Here is an 18,280-nt window from a genome sequence, read left to right as displayed (position 1 = left end):
CCAGTTAGCTCAGTTGGCAGAGCATCTCCCTTTTAAGGAGAGGGTCCTGGGTTCGAGCCCCAGACTGGTCACTAAAATTGTTAAGTGTAATGCTTAGCATTTTTTTTGAATAATTAGCCAACAAAAAAAGTTTAAAAAAATTTAATTTTTATTCTTTATATTTAAATAAAGGTGTTATATTTGCACCCCGTTAGAAAAACATAACGACCAGTTAGCTCAGTTGGCAGAGCATCTCCCTTTTAAGGAGAGGGTCCTGGGTTCGAGCCCCAGACTGGTCACTAAAAAAAGTTAAGCTCTCTGCTTAACTTTTTTTTTATCTTTACTTCATATATTTTGCGCACGTGGCGGAATTGGTAGACGTGCCAGCTTGAGGGGCTGGTGGACATTAGTCCGTGGAAGTTCGAGTCTTCTCGTGCGCACAAATACTCACATTATCACTACTTTAATAATACTCCTTTTAAGCCTTTAATCACTTTATTTTCATCTTTCTTCTCTTCTTTTCTTTTTTTTTTGTTAATTATAGCCTTGATATTAGTATAAAGATTACTTTTGTTTAACTATTTTTATAAAAAAATGAACAATATTAAGAATAGATTCAGTATCAAGGATCTAGAAAACCTCACAGGAATTAAAGCACACACCATAAGAATATGGGAAAAACGCTATAGCCTTCTTGAGCCTAAGCGTACGGAAACTAATATAAGATATTATGATCTTGCTAGTTTTCAAAAATTACTTAATGTAAGTTATCTTAATAATAATGGTTATAAAATTTCTAAAATAGCAACTATTGAATCGCAAGAAATTCCACAATTAGTAAGAGAACTTGCTACTAAAACAAATTTAGATAGTCATGCAATAAATGCTTTTAAATTAGCGATGCTAAATTTTGATCAAGCATTATTTTATAAAACATACGAAACGTTACTTTCAGAAAAATCTTTTGAAAATATTTTTTATAACATATTTATACCTTTACTCACAGAGATTGGCTTATTATGGCAAACAGATACTATAAATCCAGCTCATGAGCATTTTATATCCATACTCATCCGCCAGAAGATTTTAATAAATACAGAAAAAATACAATCTACTCAATCACACAAACCTCTTAAAACTTTTGTACTTTATCTACCTGATAATGAAATACACGATCTTGGTTTAACATTTATTCATCACGAAATTATCAGTAATGGTCACAGATCGATATTTTTAGGACCAAGCGTTCCTTTAGACAGTTTAATTGAGCTTAAAAATTATTATGACGATATTACATTTATATCGTATTTCACAATAAAACCAGAAAAAGAAAATTTATTAAATTATATTAATGAGTTCAAAGATCGTTTAATAAAGGATTCAAATACAAATTTCTGGATTCTAGGAAACAGAGTTAATGATCTAGAAACAGAACAATTAGCAAACAACATTACCGCATTCAAAACCATTAAATCTCTAACTGACACATTATAATGAGCAAAACAATCTCTATAATAGGTTCTGGTTTTTCAGCTTTATCAGCATCATGCTATTTAGCTAAAGCAGGATATGAAGTTTCTTTATACGAAAAAAATGATTCCGTTGGAGGAAGAGCAAGGCAAATCACAAAAGACGGTTTCACTTTTGATATTGGTCCAAGTTGGTATTGGATGCCTGATATATTCGATAAATTTTTTAACGATTTTGGTAAAAAAACAAGCGACTATTATCAACTCGATAAATTGAGTCCTGCGTATAAAATTTTCTTTTCGGATGATGTTATTACTATCGGAGATCACATGGATCAAATTTGTAAAGAATTTGAACGTATTGAAAAAGGAAGTTCAATTCCCTTGCGTAAGTTTATAACTAAAGCCCAAGACAATTATAACATTGCCATAAACAAAATTGTACTAAAACCAGGTTTATCGCCTTTAGAGCTTGTGACTAAAGATACTATAACTCGTTTAGATCAATTTTATAAAACCATCAGTTCTGAAGTTCGTAAAAACTTTAAGAACCCTAAATTAATTTCAACATTAGAATTTCCTGTATTGTTTTTAGGAGCAAAACCAAATCAAACACCTTCATTTTATAGTTTTATGAATTTTGCTGATTTTGGCTTAGGAACTTGGCATCCTAAAGGTGGCATGTACGAAATTGTAAAAGCCATGAAAAGCTTAGCTGAAAGTTTAGGAGTCACTATTCACACCAATAGTAATGTTGAAAAAATTAGTGTAGAAAACAAAAAAGCAAAAAGTATTACTGTTAATGGAAAAACGATAACTTCTGATGTCATTTTAAGTGGAGCAGATTATCACCATTCCGAAACACTTCTTGATCAAAATTACAGACAATACAGTGAAGCCTATTGGGACAGCAAAACATTTGCTCCTTCTTCCCTACTCTTTTACGTAGGTATTAATAAGAAACTAGAAAACGTAGAACATCATAATTTATTCTTTGATACTGATTTCGAAAATCATGCGGAAGAAATTTATGATGATCCTAAATGGCCTAAAAATCCATTATTTTACGTTAACTTCCCTTCAGTGACAGATTTAAGTATGGCACCGGAAGGTTGTGAAACAGGATTTTTCCTTATTCCAATTGCTCCAGGACTTGAAGATACCAATGAATTACGCGAAAAATATTTTAAATTGATTATTGATCGATTTGAAAAAAGAACAGGACAAAATTTAAATGAACACATCCTTTTTAAAGAATCTTATTGTGTTAATGATTTTATAGAAGATTACAACTCTTATAAAGGAAATGCTTACGGAATGGCTAACACATTAATGCAAACCGCTTTTTTAAGACCAAAACTAAAAAGTAAAAAAGTAGACAGTCTCTATTTTACAGGACAACTTACCGTACCTGGTCCCGGAGTTCCGCCGGCTTTAATTTCAGGAAAGCTAGTTGCTGAACTGATTCAACAAAATGAAGTTTAACAACTAAGAAAAAATTACACCTATGAAATTAATTTTTGACACAGTTTCTAAAGAATGTAGCAAGGTCGTTACAAACGCTTACAGTACCTCATTCTCTTTAGCTACTAAGATGTTATCTGATACCATCAGACAAGATATTTATAACATATACGGATTTGTACGCTTTGCTGATGAGATCGTAGACTCTTTTCATGATTATGATAAAGAGAAACTTTTTACCATGTTTGAAAAAGATCTTGAAGCAGCTTTAGAAAATAAAATTAGCTTAAATCCTATTTTAAATTCTTTTCAAGAAACCTATCATAAATACGGAATTGACAAACATTTTGTTGATGCCTTTATGAATAGTATGCGATTAGATCTTCATAAAAAAGATTATTTAACAGATGAAGAGTACAAAGCATACATCTATGGCTCTGCAGATGTTGTTGGTCTTATGTGTCTTAAAGTTTTTGTAAAAGGAAACCAAACTCAATTTGATGAATTAAAAGATTCTGCAATGAGTTTAGGGTCTGCTTTTCAGAAAGTGAATTTTTTACGTGATTTGAAAGCTGATTTTGAAGATTTAAGCAGAACTTATTTTCCAAATACCGATTTAACGCAACTCGATGAAGCTTCTAAAAAAGCCATTATAACAGAAATTGAAGAAGATTTCGCAAAAGGTTTAGAAGGCATAAAACGTTTACCTTTAGAAGCGCGTTTTGGTGTTTTTATGGCTTATCGTTATTACAGTAAACTGTTAGATAAACTTAAACAAACTCCGGCTTTACAAATAAAATCAACTAGAATTAGGGTTCCTAATTATAAAAAAATAGAATTACTCACTCGAAGTTATGTTAAATATCAACTCAACTTACTTTAAATTTATTTAAACAGTATTATGCAAACATTTTTTTGGATACTTATCTTTTTCGGAACATTCTCTATCATGGAGTTTAACGCATGGTTTACACACAAGTATATTATGCATGGTTTTTTATGGAACTTACACAAAGATCATCATCAAAAAGATCATGATAGCTGGTTTGAGCGTAATGATGCCTTCTTTATTTTTTATGCTATTGTAAGTATCACTTGTTTTTACCTTTGGAGTTATGAAAACGTTTGGTATACACTTCCTATTGGTTTAGGCATATTAGTTTATGGAATGGCTTATTTTATTGTTCATGATATATTTATTCATCAACGCTTTAAATTACTTAGAAATATTGATAATAAGTACGCAAGAGGTTTAAGACGTGCACACAAAATGCATCATAAACACACAGGGAAGCATAAAGGTGAAAACTTCGGAATGCTTGTTGTTCCTTTTAAGTATTTTAAATAAGTTTTTATTTTATTCTGAAAGTAAATCGTCTAGCTGTTTTCTAACCGCAGTACTATTCCAGTTAACTGCACCAGACTCATCTACGACGATTGCTCCACTTTTATCTATAATGAATGTTCTAGGTATAGAACTTGTTGTGAGTGTTTCAGGTGGCTTAGAAATAGGTTGAAAAACTTCAAAACTAAACTCTTTGCTAGTTTTAAACTTCTGTACGGTTTCAAGTTCATCATTGGTAACAAATAGAAAAACAACTTCTGTATTATATTCATTATATAATTCTTGAAGACTTGGCATTTCTGCAATACAAGGCGGACACCAAGTAGCCCAAAAATTAATCAGCACAACCTTTCCTTTTGTATCTTTTAAATTTAATCTTACATTATTCTCCGATTCTAATTCCCAATTAGCATCACTTACATTTACTCTTTCTTCTTTATCTATAAGAGAAGACTGATTGATAAAACTGAGTCCTTTATGGAGCCATATTTGAATAGGCTCTCTAGTTCGAGGTATAAAAAATAGTAGAAGAATTACAATAAAAATAATATTAGAAATTCTACCTTTTTTAGATTTCGTCATAATACATCGTTTATAAAAAAATGAAGCACATTAATATTTTACGATAATGTGCTTCAAATTTAATAACAAAACTCTAGATAACTTTAGACTTTCATTTCTATTATTAGTTAGCCATAATAGTTACTTTAATTACTGAGCTTAAAATTTTTCTTTTTATAGCCAGAGAATATATGTTCTTCCTTATAAGTTTACATCATCAAAAAAACAAAGTCTATTCATAAATATCAGGAATAATTAATATACTTAAATAGGTCGCTCGTTAGTAGATTTACTTACGCTATAAACATAAAAAGCCCCTGATATACAGGAGCTTTATATAACATGTTTTAAATCATTATTTTTTGATTAACTTTTTTAATCCTAATTGTCCGTTATGATCTTTAACTTTTACAAAATAAACACCTTTTTCTAAAGAAGAAATATTTAGTTGAATAACTGAAGTTTGTTCTGCTGTGTTTGTTAACATCGTCTTTCCTAAAACATCAAAAACAGTAATCTCTACATTAGATTGCGCGGAATTAAAATTTAAACTCACAACTTCTTTTGAAGGATTTGGTACTAAAGAGAATTGCGCACTCAAACTATGCTGTTCAATTCCTAAAACATCTACAAATTCCGTATTAAAAGTATTAGTAATTACAGGTTCATTAAAATCAAATATTATACCTGCTGTATTTGGTACAATATCACCTATTTCATAGCCTGCTAATGGTTTTATTTTGTAATACACAAATCCATGACTATTAGGTTCATCAGTAGTTTCATCTGCTAGATTTATATTATAGAAATTCCATGTTAAATTATCAAAATCACGCTCAATCCCATATGAATGACTTGCTCTTAACATTTGAAACGTAGTTTTATCTAATTTTTCATCTAGATTATTATTGATAGTTACATTTATGGCACTAGCTGTACCCACATTTTGAAACCTAATGGTATAATATAAATAATCGTCTTCCGTGAAACTAACGTGTTCAATTTCTGGTCCATGAGACTCATTAATATCATTAGGATCATAAGAACCAATAATAATCTCTGATAAACTAGATGTATTATTTTCAGCGACCACATCACTTGTTGCTGTTGTATATTCTGCAACATTAGTAATCAAATCTCCTAAATTCGCAGAAGTTGAGACCAATAAGTCCACATAAATCACTTCACTTTCGCCTGGCAGTAAATCCACAAAGTCTAAAGTAAATCCAGTTGCTGTTGATGTAATGGTATTGCCTGCACTTAATCCTGTTGATCCAGAATATTCAACAATAGCATCTTTAGTAAATGTTACACTACCAGAACTTACCGTTGACTCGCCATAATTCTTTACAATTAGCATATTTCTATATGTAAATCCAGGTCTAGGAGCTGACCAATATGATAGTAAATTCACTGAAATATCATCACAAATATCTTGTACTATTAAATTCATCTGTGAAATTTGAACACATTCTGAGTTTATACTACTCTCAACTCTAACGTAGATTACCTCATTACTTCCTATATAATTATTAGGAGATGAAATGGGATTGGTATTAGTATCTGCATCAACTAAAGTATTATAATAACTTATATTATACCGATATGTACTTAAGCCAGATAGCACTAAACTATTTCTACTCGTTAAATTAAAAGCACCAATGCCATCAGTAGCAGAGCCACTTGTAGTATCACAAACAATATAATCTAATTCCGTATTTGGTGTTGGTTCTGAAATTGATAATAATTGAAATTGAGTAATGCTTAGATATGGATCGCAATTAAAATTAGTGTTATTTGGATCATATACCCTTGCATAAATAGTTTGATTAGGCGACAATGCCGTATAATTAGAAGCATTCGTAATTGGATTATTTAGATTACTAGCATCATTATAGCTAACAAAATAATTAACCACTGCGAATTGTTGACCTCCAATAATTTGAGCATCATTTGTAGTTAAATCAAATACGTTGTCCGTGGCATCAATAGAACAATCTCCCATATTAGAAACCCAATTAGCAAAATAAAATGAATCAGTATAAATATCTATTTGTAACACATCGTAACATAGTCCATCATTTACTTCTATACGTAAATAAATAGTAATTGTATCACCATAAGTATAAAAGCCAACTGCATTATTATCATTTCCGAGAATAGCATCATTCTCATATTCATAATATTTCTTTGTTATGTTAGAAACATTATTTAGCGTATTTTCAATCTGTAATTCATATATTGAAAAATTAGGACATTGAACAAATTCATAATTGTAATTCGTTACAGTATCACTCTTTAAGATTTGAACCCAATCAACATGATTACTGTCATCAGATAATGTTGCTATTATTTTATAAAAGCCACCTTCATTAACAGCTCCATTTAAATTAAATATAGAATTAGTTGCCCCTTCAATTTCTGTAGTTGAACCAAGAGATAATCCATAATACCACTGATACGTAATATTTGTGTCTGTTGTATTTATTACAGTTCCATCAAGCTCAAGAGAACCCATTTCACATAAATATAAACTAGGTGGTAAATCGATGGTTTGTGCCAAAATTTCATTGGTTTGCAATAACAAGATGACACTTAAAAAGAGTAGTAATTTTTTCATAGGATTGAATTGTAAAAACGAATATACTCTTTTTATTTTAGTACTATCTTCCTAATTTATAGGCACAAAAAAATCCGTTAGAAACTCTAACGGATTTTTATTAATTATAACTTAACAACTAAGCATTGTTTTCTTTTTTAATTAAATTTAAAGCAGAACCTTCGTTATACCACTCAATTTGAGCTTGATTGTAAGTGTGATTTAAAGCAATTAAATCCTTACTTCCATCTGCATGTACAGCTTCAAGATGTAATTGTTTGTCTGGTGCAAATTCATTTAAATCTGTAAAGTTGAAGGTATCATCTTCCTGAATTAAATCGTAATCAGCTTCATTATCAAAAGTTAAACCTAACATTCCTTGCTTCTTAAGATTTGTTTCGTGAATACGAGCAAAAGACTTCACTATAACAGCTGCAACACCTAAATGTCTTGGCTCCATTGCTGCATGTTCTCTAGAAGAACCTTCACCATAATTATGATCTCCAACAACTACAGTTTTTATTCCTGCTGCTTTATAAGCTCTTGCTGTATCTGGCACACCTCCAAATTCACCTGTTAATTGATTTTTTACAAAATTAGTTTTCTTACCAAATGCATTTACAGCACCAATTAAACAGTTATTAGAAATATTATCTAAATGTCCTCTAAAACGTAACCATGGTCCTGCCATAGAAATATGATCGGTTGTACATTTACCAAAAGCTTTAATCAATAATTTAGCTCCAGTAATAGAACTTCCTAATGGAGTAAAAGGTTCTAATAATTGAATACGCTCTGAAGTTGGATCTACAGAAACAACAACACCACTTCCGTCTTCTACGGGTTTTAAATATCCATTTTCTTTAACTTCAAAACCTTTTGGTGGTAATTCCCACCCTGTTGGCTCTTCGAACATTACTTCTTCTCCATTCTCGTTTATTAATTTATCCGTCATTGGATTAAAATCTAAACGACCAGCAATTGCAATTGCTGCAGTTAACTCTGGTGAAGCTACAAAAGCATGTGTATTTGGATTTCCGTCAGCACGCTTTGCAAAATTTCTATTAAATGAATGCACAATACTATTCTTCGGTGCATTTTTAGGATCACTATATCTAGCCCATTGTCCAATACATGGTCCACAAGCATTGGTAAAGATTTTAGCGTCTAATTTTTCGAATACTTGAAGAATTCCATCTCTATCTGCAGTATAACGTACTTGCTCCGAACCTGGATTAATACCTAATTCAGATTTCATTTTTAAGCCTTTATCTAAAGCTTGCTGTGCAATTGATGATGCTCTTGATAAATCTTCGTAAGATGAATTTGTACAAGAACCAATTAACCCCCATTCAACTTGAAGTGGCCATTCGTTTGCAGTCGCTTTTTCTGTCATTGCACTACCAACTTCAGTAGATAAATCTGGCGTAAAAGGTCCGTTTAATAAAGGTCCTAATTCTGAAAGATTAATTTCTATAACTTGATCAAAATATTGTTCTGGGTCTGCATATACTTCTGCATCACCTGTTAAGTATTCTCTAATTTTATTTGCTTCATCAGCAATATCTGCTCTATCTGTAGAACGTAAATAACGCTCCATAGAATCATCGTAACCAAACGTTGAAGTTGTCGCTCCAATCTCCGCTCCCATGTTACAAATAGTACCTTTACCTGTACAAGACATTGAGGTTGCACCAGGTCCAAAATATTCTACAATAGCACCTGTTCCTCCTTTAACGGTAAGAATTTCAGCAACTTTTAAAATAACATCTTTTGGTGCTGTCCAACCCGAAAGTTTACCGGTTAACTTAACACCTATTAATTTAGGAAATTTAAGCTCCCAAGCCATTCCTGCCATAACATCTACTGCATCAGCACCACCAACACCTATAGCTACCATACCTAATCCACCCGCATTAACGGTGTGTGAATCGGTACCAATCATCATTCCTCCTGGAAATGCATAATTTTCTAAAACCACTTGGTGAATAATACCTGCGCCTGGTTTCCAAAAACCAATACCATACTTATTTGATACCGATTCTAAAAAATTAAAAACCTCACTACTTGTATTATTTGCATTCTTTAAATCTGTAGCAGCACCATCTTTAGCCTGAATTAAGTGATCACAATGTACAGTAGTTGGCACAGCTACTTTTGGCTTACCAGCTTGCATAAATTGTAACAAAGCCATCTGTGCCGTTGCATCTTGACAAGCTACACGGTCTGGAGCAAAATCTACATAATCCTTTCCCCGTGTAAAAGCCTTATCAGTTTTTCCATCCCACAAATGTGAGTAAAGTATTTTTTCTGAAAGCGTTAATGGTTTACCAACAATATTACGTGCTTTGTCTACACGGTCTGTCATTTTGGTATATACCTCTTTAATCATGTCGATGTCGAATGCCATATTATTTCTTGTTATTTTTAAATTAATTCAATCCTACAATATACAAAATATAGAATAACTATAAAAAAGAAAAAAGTTAAGCTTAATATAAACCTTGTAACAGCAATTCTTATCAAAAAAAAAAGCTTCCTTCAACTCAATAAATTGAGTCTTAAATAAACACAAAAAAGCCTGAGTCAATGACTCAGGCTTTCTATTATAAATAAACTTTTAATTTAGCTTACTAACTTTTTGCTAGAAGGCTTAAATTTTGTTAAAACAATACCTTCAACTGCTGCTTCATACTCTGCCATAGTTGGTGTTCTTCCTAAGATTGTAGATAATACTACAACTGGAGTAGATGATAATAAAGATTCTCCTTTTTTCTCTCCATCATCTTTTACAACTCTTCCTTGGAATAAACGTGTAGAAGTTGCCATAACCGTATCTCCTGGTTCTGCTTTTTCTTGATTACCCATACATAAGTTACAACCAGGACGCTCTAAGTATAACATGTTTTCATACTTAGTACGTGCTAAACCTTTTGGTGCGCTATCATCGAACTCAAAACCTGAATATTTTACTAAAACATCCCAATCTCCTTCTGCTTTCAACTCATCAACAATGTTATAAGTTGGAGGAGCAACAACTAAAGGTGCTTTAAATTCTACTTTACCATGTTGTGCTTCAATATTTTTTAGCATTTGAGCTAATATTTTCATATCCCCTTTATGCACCATACAAGATCCTACAAATCCCAAATCTACTTTTTTAGTTCCTCCGTAGTAGGATAATGGTCTAATATTATCGTGTGTGTAACGTTTAGATACATCTTCGTTATTTACGTCTGGATCTGCAATCATTGGCTCAGCAATTTCATCTAAGTCAATAGTCACTTCCGCGTAATATTTAGCATCTGCATCTGGTCTTAACGCTGGTTTAATACCCGTTTTAAGTTCTGTAATTCTAGTTTCTGCTTTATCAACAAGACCTTTAAGAACTTGCTTTTCGTTATCCATACCTTTATCAATCATGATTTGGATACGACCTTTAGCAATCTCTAAAGATTCAATCAATGTTTCATCTTCAGAAATACAAATAGAAGCCTTAGCTTTCATTTCTGCTGTCCAATCTGTAAATGTAAAAGCTTCATCTGAAGTTAAAGTTCCGATATGAACTTCAATAACACGACCTTGGAATACGTTTTCTCCTCCAAATTGCTTCAACATTTGTTGCTGCGTTGCATGAACAACATCTCGGAAATCCATATAAGATTTCATTTCTCCTTTAAAAACAACTTTTACAGATTGAGGGATTGGCATTGAAGCCTCACCTGTTGCTAATGCTAAAGCTACTGTACCTGAATCGGCACCAAAAGCAACACCTTTAGACATACGTGTATGAGAATCTCCACCAATAATAATGTCCCAATCTCCTACCGTAAGATCATTTAATACTTTATGAATAACATCTGTCATTGGGAAATATTTCCCTTTAGGATCACGGCCAGTAATTAAACCAAAGTCGTTCATAAAGCTCATTAATCTTGGAATATTCGCTTTAGATTTATCATCCCAAACAGATGCTGTATGACAACCTGATTGGTAAGCACCATCTACAATTGGAGAAATAACCGTAGCTGCCATCATCTCTAATTCTTGAGATGTCATTAAACCTGTAGTATCTTGAGATCCTACAATGTTTACTTCTACACGAACATCTGAACCTGCATGTAACGTTTTGCCTGGAGTTGTTCCTACAGCGTTTTTATTGAATATTTTTTCAACGGCAGTAAGTCCTTGATTTTCTATAGAAATTTCTTTTGAAGTAGCATATACTTCAGGAGCTACGATTCCTAACGTTTTTGCAGCAAATGTTTGTAATTTTTTACCAAAAACAACAGCATATGAACCACCTGCTTTCATAAACTCCATTTTCTGTGGTGTAAATGCAGCAGAAATATCGTTTAATTCTGTATCTCCGTTATATAATTTTTTCTCTTTTGTATTTATAGTAAGTACTGTTCCTGTTGCTACAGAATATACTTCTTTTAAAACAGGTTCTCCTTCTTCGTTACGAATTGTGTTTCCCTCAGCATCCTTTTGTTGTACCCAATTTTTAAGATCTAAACCAATACCTCCAGTTACTCCAACAGTAGTTAAGAAAATTGGAGAAATTCCGTTTGTACCTGCTATTACTGGAGCAATATTAATAAAAGGAACATATGGACTAGATTTAATACCTGTCCATAAAGCCACGTTATTTACACCAGACATTCTAGATGAACCAACACCCATCGTACCTTTTTCTGCAATTAACATCACACGTTTATCAGGATGTTGTGCTTGTAATGCTTTTAATTCGTTTTGTTGTTCTTTGTTATGCTCAAATAAACATTGACCATGTAATTCTCTATCTGAACGCGAGTGTGCATCACCTCCTGGAGATAATAAATCAGTAGATATATCACCAACACCAGCAACAAAAGTTACAATTTCAATTTCTTCATCTAATTCTGGAAGTTTGGTAAAAAACTCTGCTTTAGCGTAGCTTTCTATAATTTCTTTAGCAATATCACTTCCTCCTTTATAAGCTTCTTCTAAACGATCCATATCGGCTTCGTAAAGGAATACTTGTGTTTTTAAAACTTCGGCAGATTCTTTAGCTATTTCTACATCACTACCTAAAGCTAAATCTAACAATACGTCTACAGAAGGTCCACCTTTCATGTGAGATAATTGCTCAAAAGCGAAAGTTGGAGTAATCTCTTCAACAATAGATTCACCTAAAATGATTTCCTTTAAAAACTTAGCTTTAACACTCGCAGCAGCTGTGGTTCCTGGTAAAACATTGTAGATAAAAAAGTTTAGAGAATCTTCTCTATATTCATTATTTACGTCTTTAATTTGCTCAATAATTTGGCTAAGTAATTCAGAACCATCAATTGGTTGCGGATGAAGTCCTTGACCTTTTCGGTCTTCTATCTGCTTTAGGTAATCAGTATAAATGTTCATATAGTATATAATAGAGTTGTTTTAAGTTGTTTTGTGTTTTTTAAACGAAACAAATCTACACATTTTAAGAATATGTAACATTATTGCTTATTCTTTAAATATATAGTATAATTAATTTTAATTATCGACAATAACGCACATAAGCAACTAAAAAACAATATTTTAATAAAAAAATGAGAAAGTTATCTTATTTAGAATAAATATGAATTATAAAAAGTAAAGGTGGAATTGCATTTACAAAATCACTAAGGTTACAAAATTAAACCTCTTTTAGTTAAAACAAACTTTGAATAATCTTCTCGTCTGTAATACCTTCTGCTTCTGCTTTGTAGTTTTTAATAATACGATGTCTTAGAATCCCCGTAGCAACGGCTTGGATATTTTCTATATCTGGAGAGAATTTACCTTTTGTTGCAGCATGTGTTTTAGCAGCCAAAATTAAATTTTGTGAAGCTCTTGGACCTGCTCCCCAATCTACAAATTCTTTTACAATCTCTGCAGCAGAATTTTCTTTTGGTCTCGTTTTAGCAACTAAAGACACAGCGTATTCAATAACATTATCTGCTACAGGAATACGACGAATGACATTCTGAAAGTCTATAATTTCTTGTGCTGTAAATAAAGAATTAACTGTTTTTTTAACATCAGTTGTTGTCGCTTTAACAACATCGACTTCTTCTTGAAATGAAGGATATTCTAAATTAATAGCAAACATAAAACGGTCTAATTGAGCTTCTGGCAAAGGATAAGTTCCTTCTTGCTCAATTGGATTTTGTGTTGCTAAAACAAAATAAGGTAAATCTAATTTATATGGATGTCCAGCAACTGTAACTGAACGCTCTTGCATCGCTTCTAATAAAGCGGCTTGCGTTTTAGGAGGTGTTCTGTTAATCTCATCTGCTAAAACAATATTAGAAAATATGGGACCTTTTATAAATTTAAATTGTCTGTTTTCGTCTAAAATTTCGCTACCTAGAATATCACTAGGCATTAAATCTGGTGTAAATTGAATACGTTTAAAATTCAATCCTAAAGCCTGAGAAATTGTGTTAACCATTAATGTTTTTGCCAGACCAGGTACTCCTACTAAAAGTGAGTGACCTCCTGAAAAAATAGAAATTAAAATTTGATCTACAACCTCATCTTGACCAATGATAACTTTAGCAACTTCTTGCTTTAAGTCTGCAAATTTTTTAACGAAATTTTCAATCAGATTAACATCAGACATATATTCTTATTTTTTTAGCCAGTTACTTTGATAATCACAATCTTTATACTCTCCATTAATTTTAATGTAAGTATCTACAATCGTTTCCTTTTGCCATTTACCAATAGCTTGAACTTGTTTATCTTGTAATGCTAAGTTTTTAATTTTAAGATAATCTTTTGCGAAATCTGCTTTATGATCATCTAAACGATCAGTTACAGTTAAAATCTTAAATTTAATTCTATTAACACGATCTTCATCTTGTAAAACTTTACTAATTTCTCCATCTTGTAAATCTTGAATTTGAGAATAAAGTTCTGGCTCCATTTTTGTTAATTCGAAATTAAAATCTTGAGTTGTAGGGTTTGTTAATTGACCACCTTCAAACTTCGTTTCTTTTTCATCACTAAACTCTCTTGCTGCATCTTCAAATGTTAAAGAACCATCAACAATCTTTGCTCTTACTTCGTCTATTTCATCTTTAGCTTTCTGTATTGCATCTTGAGTTAATTCTGGTCTTAATAAAATGTGTCTTACATCATATTCTTGACCTCTAATTTTTTCTAAGAATACAATATGGTAACCAAAATCAGTTTCAAATGGTTTTGAAATTTCACCTTCTTGCATAGAGAAAACAACATCTCTAAATTCTTTAACCATCCTTGGCTGTTTTCTATTCATGGTTGGTAATCTTCCACCATCACTTTTAGAACCATCTTCAGAATAAAAAATAGCTTTAGTTATAAAACTAGATCCATTTTCTTCAATATCCTTTTTAAATTCATTTAGTCTATCAATAACACTTTGTTTAGCTTCTTCAGTCACTTCAGGAATAACAACAATTTGCGCTAACTTTAATTCAGTACCAAATATTGGACGCTCGTCTTCTGGAATTTCATTAAAAAAAGTACGAACCTCTTCTGGTGTTACTTCAATATCTCCAGTAATTTTAGCCTGCATTTCTTGAGCTAAATATCTGTTTTTATTGATCTCGTTCATTTCTTCACGCAATGCTTCTTCAGAATCTTTTTTGTAAAATTCTAATAAGCCTTGCATATCTCCTTGTGTTTGTCCTAAAATACCTTGTATTTGCTGATCTGTAGTTTGACTAATCTGTAATTCGTTAACCAGAATACTATCTTGAATAGCTTGGTGTGCATACAATTTACTTTCTAATAAACTTCCAAAAAGCTCACATCTTGTCAAATCTTTTAAATCTGCTCCTTGTGCTTTTAGTTGTGCAATTTCTCTGTCTAAATCTGATTCTAAAATGATAAAATCACCGACAACAGCTGCAACACCGTCTGCTTTGATCCTCGATTTCTTTACAACACTGTCTTTTGGTTGTTCTACTGGAGCAAGAATTTCATCATCGATGATTTCTTGAGCATTAATAATGTTAAATGAAATAAAGCAAACTAATAACGCTGCTTTAATTGTAAGTTTCGAATTTATTGTTTTTAATAGCATCTGTTGTAATATCATTTTCGAGTTGCTTGATGAGCTCTAGTTTTCTCTTGTTTATAACAATTTTTTTAATCGACGAATTAACATAATCCAAAGGTGCATAATCATTTTGAAGTCGCACGTCGTTTACTAGCATCAAATATAGGTTTAATGAATCTTTGAGGTGTAAGAAATTTGTTTTTTTTAACAGTTCATTTTTATTTGTATTATTTATAATAGGAATTTTTTCTGCAACATGATTTAATTTAACCCAAAGTGAATCATTTAATGAGTACGATTTGAATTGTACAGAAATAGAATCTAAATAGATTTTATCTTTTTCTTCAAAACGTTTAAAACGCATTGTTATAGTATCTAAATTAATAGGGTTTAAAGGTAAACTTACATATCTCAACTGAATAAGATCATCGTTTAACTTGAAAGATTCCTTATTTGCTTCATAAAATAACTCTGCTGTTTCTCTAGGGACAAAAGAATCTATACTTTTCTTAACTAAGCCTTCTAAATATGCTTTTGTATACAAATCACTTTTATATTGTTCTACTAATTTTGAAAATTCTGATTGTTTTTCTTCTGAAAGATTAACCAAAGCGCCATCCATTAAAAGTAATTGCCTTGCCCAACGCTCTATATAAGAATTGACGATTAAAGTACTATCTTCCTTAGAGGTTCCGCTTGGTACGACATCAATTAAATCTTCTTCATAAAGAAAGCTTTCATTAACTCTAGCTACTGGCTTTAAATCCTCTGATGGTTTAATAAAATCACAGCTAGAAAAAAGCAAACATAAAATACCTATATATATAAAGTGTTTCAAAAAATACAAATTAGTTTCCAATTTTAGCTTTGATAGCATCTAGTGTTGCTTGATTAACGTCTATTTTAAAGCGTTCGTATAAATCATTAATCCAATTAGCTTCTATTTCCTCTTGGTAATCACTAATAACATTACCTCTAGCTTCTTCTAAGGTTTTCTGACCTGCAGGTATAATAGTCTTTACATCAATAACATGAAATGCATCGTGGTTTTCATAAACGTCTGAAACACCTTCTTTAGCTTTAAAGTCTGAAGGTAAAGTAGAGTCTTCTAATGTATAAGTTCCTTTTGAGAAGATAACATTTTGCTTGTCTTCTGTATTTAGTTTCTCTTCTATAAAAGCTTCAGATTTCCCTTTCTTCATCAATTTACGGATTTTCTTCATTTTAGATTTATCAGCAGATGAAGCAATAACAACCTCTACTCTATCTTTCCATAAATACTTCGATTTATTAGTATTGTAAAACGTTTCAATTCCCGTTGAATCTTTAGAAGCTTTATTCCAAACTTCTTTTTCCATTAAGTCGAACAATAAAAGTCCGTCTCTATATTCTTTTAAGATGTTTGCGTACTCTTTATTTTCAACTTCTAAATTATCTTCTCTATACTGAAGAATTGATTTTTCGTAAAAATTCTTAAATTCAGTAGTTACAATATTTTCAAAATCCTTGTTTTTAGCATTATGAATACGTTGTGCTGATTTTAAATGCTTTGCAAAATCTTCATATGTGAAAATAGTTTTATTAATCGTGAATAAAGTTTCAGTCGCTTTAAAGTCTTTTGGCTCTACCCAATTACGGCTAAGAAAATCGTCATTTAATATCGATACAAAATAAGGTTTTGACTTATCATTGAAAGTAATTTGATATTGATTTTCAAGTTTTGTAATCATCGCCTCATTAATCAACTTTGATCTTGAGTCTCTTTTTACTTTAGATTCAAAAGTTGCTTTTAAATCTTCAAACGGTGCAACAGGCTCTAAACTTAATCTTTTTACAATATGCCATCCATAAGCTGACTTAAAAGGTTGACTAACATCTCCATCATTTTCTAAACCAAAAGCTACATCTTCAAATTCTGTAGAACTTAATTGACCACTTTTAAAAGGTGCTAATTTACCGCCATTTTTAGCAGAGTTTTTATCATCTGAAAATTGTTTAGCTAAAGATTCAAAACTTTCACCTTGATTCAACTTTTTATAAATATCATTAATTCTAGCTTCTGGATTTGAAAGTGAATCTTTAGGATTAAAATTAACCATAATATGTTCTGCGGTTAAAGTACCTCTACTGCCTCTTCTTTCATTAACTTTTACAACATGATAACCAAACTGCGTTCTAAATGGCATAGAAATTTCTCCAACTTTGGTATTGTAAGCAGCAGTTTCAAAATCGTAAACCATTTTAAAAGCTGAAAAATAACCTAAGTCTTCAAGGAAAATAGTTTTACCATCATGCATTTCCTTTTTTACTTTATCATAACCTTCTTCTAAAGCACGTTTTCTTAAAGCTAAAACTTGATTATAAGCACTGATAGTATCATTAGACGAAGCATCTAAGCGGACTAAAATGTGAGATGCATTAATATCAATATTACTACGATCATAAGCTTCTCTGACCAAAGCATCAGTAACTTCATTATCTGCAATATAATTTTTAATCAATTGTTTCTTGTATCTAGAAAACTCACGTTGGTAACTTACATCTTCATCTAACTTTAAACGCTTAGCTTCTTTTAGTTTTAATTGATATTCTATGAATAATTTTAAGTAACCATCAATATCTTTTTGACTCTCGTCTTGAACTAAATCTAAATTTTTATTATAAACCCTAATAAACTCAGAAGCCATAATGGAATCATCAGCGACTTTAAGAAGTACCTCATCACTTTCTTGAGAAAAAGAAAAATTTAGTGCAAAAAACACTAGAAACAAACATTTGAATTTTAAATTCATGATTAATCCTTTATT

Annotated in this window: 12 protein-coding genes and 3 tRNA genes; 7 read left to right on the top strand and 8 right to left on the bottom strand. The window is 31.4% G+C overall.

The annotated features are described in order from the left end of the window. From HSX10_RS04560 to HSX10_RS04530, 7 genes are all read left to right on the top strand, one after another. Positions 1 to 71: transfer RNA gene (locus HSX10_RS04560), tRNA-Lys, on the top strand. A gap of 134 nt (positions 72 to 205) precedes the next feature. Beyond that, positions 206 to 278, top strand: a tRNA-Lys gene (locus tag HSX10_RS04555). A gap of 57 nt (positions 279 to 335) precedes the next feature. Beyond that, positions 336 to 419 (top strand) — tRNA-Leu (locus tag HSX10_RS04550). 154 nt (positions 420 to 573) lie between these two features. Next, on the top strand, positions 574 to 1,473 hold the full coding sequence (locus HSX10_RS04545) for a MerR family transcriptional regulator (protein ID WP_173587016.1): 900 nt from the start codon (positions 574 to 576) through the stop codon (positions 1,471 to 1,473). After that, complete coding sequence (gene crtID / locus HSX10_RS04540) at positions 1,473 to 2,933, top strand: bifunctional phytoene desaturase/3,4-desaturase (RefSeq protein WP_173587015.1); 1,461 nt, start codon at positions 1,473 to 1,475, stop codon at positions 2,931 to 2,933. The genes HSX10_RS04545 and crtID overlap by 1 nt, the downstream gene beginning before the upstream one ends. Before the next feature lie 22 nt (positions 2,934 to 2,955). Further along, positions 2,956 to 3,795 (top strand): phytoene/squalene synthase family protein, encoded by an 840-nt coding sequence (locus HSX10_RS04535; protein ID WP_173587014.1) that lies wholly within the window; start codon positions 2,956 to 2,958, stop codon positions 3,793 to 3,795. 18 nt (positions 3,796 to 3,813) lie between these two features. Then, complete coding sequence (locus HSX10_RS04530; RefSeq protein WP_173587013.1) at positions 3,814 to 4,260, top strand: sterol desaturase family protein; 447 nt, start codon at positions 3,814 to 3,816, stop codon at positions 4,258 to 4,260. Positions 4,261 to 4,269: 9 nt separating this feature from the next. Here HSX10_RS04530 and HSX10_RS04525 read toward each other — a convergent pair whose 3' ends face one another. The 8 genes from HSX10_RS04525 to HSX10_RS04490 form a co-directional block, all read right to left on the bottom strand. Further along, positions 4,270 to 4,839: a TlpA family protein disulfide reductase gene (locus tag HSX10_RS04525; RefSeq protein WP_173587012.1), complete on the bottom strand. Its 570-nt coding sequence runs from the start codon at positions 4,837 to 4,839 to the stop codon at positions 4,270 to 4,272. A gap of 334 nt (positions 4,840 to 5,173) precedes the next feature. Then, positions 5,174 to 7,438 carry a T9SS type A sorting domain-containing protein gene (locus tag HSX10_RS04520; RefSeq protein ID WP_173587011.1) on the bottom strand — a complete coding sequence of 755 codons (2,265 nt, stop codon included), beginning with the start codon at positions 7,436 to 7,438 and terminating at the stop codon, positions 5,174 to 5,176. A gap of 118 nt (positions 7,439 to 7,556) precedes the next feature. Continuing rightward, positions 7,557 to 9,827: an aconitate hydratase gene (locus HSX10_RS04515; protein ID WP_173587010.1), complete on the bottom strand. Its 2,271-nt coding sequence runs from the start codon at positions 9,825 to 9,827 to the stop codon at positions 7,557 to 7,559. Positions 9,828 to 10,042: 215 nt separating this feature from the next. Then, entirely contained in the window at positions 10,043 to 12,820 is a 2,778-nt protein-coding gene (locus tag HSX10_RS04510; RefSeq protein WP_173587009.1) for a bifunctional aconitate hydratase 2/2-methylisocitrate dehydratase, read from the bottom strand. 274 nt (positions 12,821 to 13,094) lie between these two features. Then, positions 13,095 to 14,048 carry an AAA family ATPase gene (locus HSX10_RS04505; protein ID WP_173587008.1) on the bottom strand — a complete coding sequence of 318 codons (954 nt, stop codon included), beginning with the start codon at positions 14,046 to 14,048 and terminating at the stop codon, positions 13,095 to 13,097. A 6-nt stretch (positions 14,049 to 14,054) separates the two neighbouring features. Next, complete coding sequence (locus HSX10_RS04500; RefSeq protein ID WP_173587007.1) at positions 14,055 to 15,512, bottom strand: peptidylprolyl isomerase; 1,458 nt, start codon at positions 15,510 to 15,512, stop codon at positions 14,055 to 14,057. Further along, on the bottom strand, positions 15,460 to 16,311 hold the full coding sequence (locus HSX10_RS04495) for a peptidyl-prolyl cis-trans isomerase (protein ID WP_246293609.1): 852 nt from the start codon (positions 16,309 to 16,311) through the stop codon (positions 15,460 to 15,462). Before HSX10_RS04495 ends, HSX10_RS04500 begins: the two co-directional genes overlap by 53 nt. A 10-nt stretch (positions 16,312 to 16,321) precedes the next feature. Further along, the gene (locus tag HSX10_RS04490) at positions 16,322 to 18,265 is read right to left on the bottom strand and encodes a peptidylprolyl isomerase (RefSeq protein ID WP_173587006.1); all 1,944 of its coding nucleotides are present in this window, start codon (positions 18,263 to 18,265) and stop codon (positions 16,322 to 16,324) included. Positions 18,266 to 18,280 lie beyond the last annotated feature (15 nt).

This window comes from Winogradskyella undariae, assembly GCF_013285155.1.
Taxonomy (GTDB): domain Bacteria; phylum Bacteroidota; class Bacteroidia; order Flavobacteriales; family Flavobacteriaceae; genus Winogradskyella; species Winogradskyella undariae.
Note: the sequence above shows the minus strand (reverse complement) of the source record. Positions and strands in the feature narration are given on the sequence as shown.

Excerpts from the sequence above, each read along its gene's own strand:
- HSX10_RS04520 (WP_173587011.1), bottom strand. The coding sequence starts at position 7,438 with ATGAAAAAATTACTACTCTTTTTAAGTGTCATCTTGTTATTGCAAACC.
- HSX10_RS04535 (WP_173587014.1), top strand. The coding sequence starts at position 2,956 with ATGAAATTAATTTTTGACACAGTTTCTAAAGAATGTAGCAAGGTCGTT.
- HSX10_RS04530 (WP_173587013.1), top strand. The coding sequence starts at position 3,814 with ATGCAAACATTTTTTTGGATACTTATCTTTTTCGGAACATTCTCTATC.
- HSX10_RS04490 (WP_173587006.1), bottom strand. The coding sequence starts at position 18,265 with ATGAATTTAAAATTCAAATGTTTGTTTCTAGTGTTTTTTGCACTAAAT.
- crtID (WP_173587015.1), top strand. The coding sequence starts at position 1,473 with ATGAGCAAAACAATCTCTATAATAGGTTCTGGTTTTTCAGCTTTATCA.
- HSX10_RS04525 (WP_173587012.1), bottom strand. The coding sequence starts at position 4,839 with ATGACGAAATCTAAAAAAGGTAGAATTTCTAATATTATTTTTATTGTA.
- HSX10_RS04515 (WP_173587010.1), bottom strand. The coding sequence starts at position 9,827 with ATGGCATTCGACATCGACATGATTAAAGAGGTATATACCAAAATGACA.
- HSX10_RS04510 (WP_173587009.1), bottom strand. The coding sequence starts at position 12,820 with ATGAACATTTATACTGATTACCTAAAGCAGATAGAAGACCGAAAAGGT.
- HSX10_RS04505 (WP_173587008.1), bottom strand. The coding sequence starts at position 14,048 with ATGTCTGATGTTAATCTGATTGAAAATTTCGTTAAAAAATTTGCAGAC.
- HSX10_RS04545 (WP_173587016.1), top strand. The coding sequence starts at position 574 with ATGAACAATATTAAGAATAGATTCAGTATCAAGGATCTAGAAAACCTC.
- HSX10_RS04500 (WP_173587007.1), bottom strand. The coding sequence starts at position 15,512 with ATGATATTACAACAGATGCTATTAAAAACAATAAATTCGAAACTTACA.